This is a genomic window from Frankia sp. CoBUL1 (genome assembly GCF_978021245.1).
Map to the genome: position 1 here is coordinate 1 of NZ_CDXDOS010000292.1, position 3,831 is coordinate 3,831.

1 protein-coding gene is annotated in these 3,831 nt (G+C 73.9%); it reads right to left on the bottom strand.

Annotated elements, in window-relative coordinates:
• Positions 1–3,678, bottom strand: a 3,678-nt coding sequence (locus AC08OX_RS15750) for a beta-ketoacyl synthase N-terminal-like domain-containing protein (RefSeq protein ID WP_476608507.1), incomplete at its 3' end; no start/stop codon positions are given.
• Positions 3,679–3,831: the final 153 nt, after the last annotated feature.

Genomic DNA, 3,831 nt, shown 5'->3' on the forward strand with positions numbered 1-3,831 from the left:
GCCCGCCGGCGGCTCGGCCGTCGCCGGCTGGGCAATACCAGCGGTGGCCGGCTGCGACCCCACGGTCGCCGGGGCCGCGGATGGGACGGTCACCGGAGGCACGGGCGGGGCAGCCGCGATCGCACCCGCCGGACGCCCGTTGCTGCTCCCGGTGCCGGGGATCGGGAGCGGGACGGCCGGCAGCCCGGGCGCCGGGATTCCCGGCGTGCGCAGATCGCCCGCCGTTCCCCGTCCGTACAGGTCCGTCGGTTCCGTACCGGTGGTGAGCACGCCGCCCGGCGCCCCGCCGGCCGCGAGCCCGCCGACGCCGTTGCCCTGGCCGCCGACGCCGTTGCCGTACTCCAGGTCGGTCAGGGACGCCAGGATCTCGTTGACCCGGATATGGGCCTCACCCACGGCCAGGCTCTGCCGGGTCACAGCGTCGGCAGCGGCCCGGATCTCCTGACCCGCCCCATTGTCCGCGGGGGCCGCGCGAAGGACCTGCACGAGGCCCTCGGCGACCCGGAGCTGGGTGTCGAGGAACTGGGAGTGCAGGGCCAGATGGTCGCGGGCGACCTCGCTGATGCCGGCGACCTCACCGGCGCTCGGGGCCGGGGCCGCCAGGGTGGCTGCCGCCGGAGCAGGCGCTACCGAAGCAGGCGCTACCGGAGCGATGGCCGTCGGGACGGGTACCGCCCGGGTGGGCGCCGGTGCCGACTGGGTGAGTACTGGCTGGGTGGGTGCCGGCTGGGTGAGTACTGGCTGGGTGGGCGCCGGTGCCGCTTCGGGGACGCGCCGCTCGGTGGCGGTCGGGACGTTTTCGAGCGCCGCGGCGGCCGACCCCCGCGGCCGGACGGCCGCGGCTGCCGCGAGCGTGACCAGCGCGTCGGCGTAGGCGCGACGGCGAGGCTCCGAGACGTAGTCCGCCCCGGTCAGCGCAACCGTCATCCCGGTCGGCTGCGCCTGCTGCGGCAGCGGGGCCGTATAGCGGTTGAGCCCGCTGAGCTCGACGCCGAGCACCGCGAGGCGCACGGCCGCGGCCGCGCCGTCGCCGTCGCGACCGGCGTCGGTGGGGATCGCCACGACCTCGTCGCCGAGGGTGCGCCGGACCAGACCGGTCAGCACCTGGCTCGGCCCGATCTCGACAACCACCGTCGCGCCGTCCGCGTGCAGGGCCTGCAGCCCGGCGACGAACTCGACGGGGTTGCCCAGCTGCCGGGTGAGGACCCGGCGGTTCTCGGCGGGGTCGTCGCCGTACCGGGCGCCGGCGGTGTTGGCGTGCACCGGCACGGCCGGCGATCCGATTTCGGTGACGTCCACCGCGGCGGCGAAGTCGTCCACCGCGTGCCCGACGAGCGAGGTGTGGAACGCCGCGGCCACGGAGATGCGCCGGGCGTCGAGCCCGTTCGCGGTGGCGGCGGCGACGAACTCCTCGACGGCGGGCGTCGGACCACCAACGACGACCTGGTCGGGGGCGTTGTGGTTACACACGACCGCGTCCGGGTGCGCGGTCAGCAGCTCGGCGACCGCGTCGCGGTCGGCGCGGACGGCGGCCATGGTGCCGGGGTCGAAGCCGGGTTCGTCCGGCGGGGCCATGGCCTGGCCGCGACGCCGGGCGAGCCGGAAGAAGTCGGCGTCGGCGAGGGAACCGGCGGCCCACAGGGCGGTCAGCTCCCCGAAGCTGTGGCCGAGCAGGCTCACCGGGCGCAGTCCCAGCTCCCGCAGGAACCGGAACTGGCCGACGGAGAGCGCACCGATCGCGGGCTGCGCGTACTCGGTGCGCGTCAGGTTCATCTCGTGGTCGGCACGGTCGCCCGGATCGAAGCTCGGCGGCGGGAACACCGCGCGGGCGAGCGTGAGCTCGGCCCCGGCGAAGGTGGCGTTCGCCGCGTCGAAGGCCTCCCGCACCGGCGGGATCTCGACGGCTGCGGTGAGCCCCATGTCGACGTACTGGCTGCCCTGGCCGGCGAAGACGACGCCGACGCGGGGCTGCTCGGCCGTCTGCCGGCGGTAGTGCACCCCGGCGGGATGCGACCATTCGGCGGCGTCGGCCCGCGCCGCGAGCTGCTCGATCGCGATCGCGCGCAGGCGCTCCGCCTCGGCGCCGGTGCGCGCGACGAACCCGACCCGCGCGGCGCTGCCCGGGATGCCCGTGTCACCGTTCGGTTCGGCCTGCCCGCGCACCAGGTCAAGGAGCTCCGCGAGCGTCGCGGCATGCCACAGGTGGGCGCGGACGGCACGGTGCGTCGCCCGGGCGGCACGCTTATCGGCGTCCGGGCGTGCCGTGTCGGGGGTCTCCTCCAGGACGACGTGGAAGTTGGTACCGCCGAACCCCATGGCGGAGGCGGCCGCCCGGCGCCGCCCCACGTCCGGGTCGAGCACCCAGGGCCGGGTGCGGGTGCTGAGGTAGAAGGGCGAGCCCTCCTGGGCGAGCGCCGGATTCGGTTCGCGGACGTTGATCGTGGGCGACAGCGACAGCGACAGCGACAGCTTGATCAGACTGGCCGCGCCGGCAGCGCCCTTGGTGTGCCCGATCTGCGACTTCACACTGCCGATCGCCGCCCGGCCCGGGCGTGCCCCGGCCTCGGCCAGGACGGCCCCGAGCGCGGACAGCTCGGTGGCGTCACCGACGGCGGTACCGGTGGCGTGCGCCTCGAACAGCTCGACGGACGCCGGGCTCACCCCGGCGTCCGCGTAGGCCCGGCGCAGCGCGCGGACCTGGCCCTCCGCGCGCGGCGCGTAGACGCTCTTGAACCGACCGTCGCTGGACGACCCGAGACCCCGGATGACCGCGTAGATCCGGTCCCCGTCGCGCTCGGCGTCGGCCAGCCGCTTGAGCGCCAGCATCCCGATGCCCTCGCCGACCAGGGTGCCGTCGGCGCCGGCGGCGAACGGCTGGATGTGGTCGGACTTGGACAGCGCCTGCGTCTTCGAGAAGCACATGTAACTGAAGATCGAGTTCTCGGTGTCACAACCACCGGTGATCATGAGATCGGCACGGTGGTCGATGAGTTCGGCGATGGCCCCGCGGACGGCCGTGAGCCCACTCGCGCACGCGGAGTCGACCGTGTAGTTCGTGCCTCCGAGGTCGAGCCGGTTGGTGATCCGGCCGGAGACGACGTTGCCGAGCAGCCCGGGGAACGAGTTCTCCTCCCACGGCGGGAACGCGAGCGAGAAGGCCTCCAAGACCGCGGCGGTTTCGGCCTCGTCGAGTCCCGCGGCGCGCACGACCTCGCGCAGGACCGGCGTCTCCAGCCGGGCCGCCAGCGGGTGGGCCATCGTGGTGGGGCCGGCCATGCCCAGGATGACCCCGGTACGCTCGGAGTCGTACCACGCCGATCCCGGTGCGCCCGCGTCGACGAGCACATCCCGCGCGACGATCAGGCTGAGCAGCTGCACGACCGCGGTCACGTCCAGCAGGTTGGGCGGAAAGCCGAACTCCACCGGGCTGAACGCGACCTCGGGGAGGAAGCCGCCCCGGCGCGCGTAGGTACGGTCGGGCACCGTCGCATCCGGGTCGTAGTAATCTGCCGGGCGCCAGTGCGTCGACGGCACCTCGGTGACGCAGTCGACGGCGTCGATAACGTTGCTCCAGTACTCCCGCACGTCGCGCGCCATCGGGAACAGTCCGGCGAGCCCGACGATCGCGATCGGGTTGTTCGCGAGTCGTCGGTCGTCAGGGCGGTCGGACTCGTCCACGTGCTTCTCCCCTTTACTGGCCGGCAGGTCACCACCGCGTGCGGCGGGACCCTGATATGTCGGGCGTGGTGCCCTGATATGTCGGGCGTGGTGCCCTGATATGTCGGGCGTGATGTATCCGGCGGAGGTATTCAGGTGTGAGGTATTCAGGCA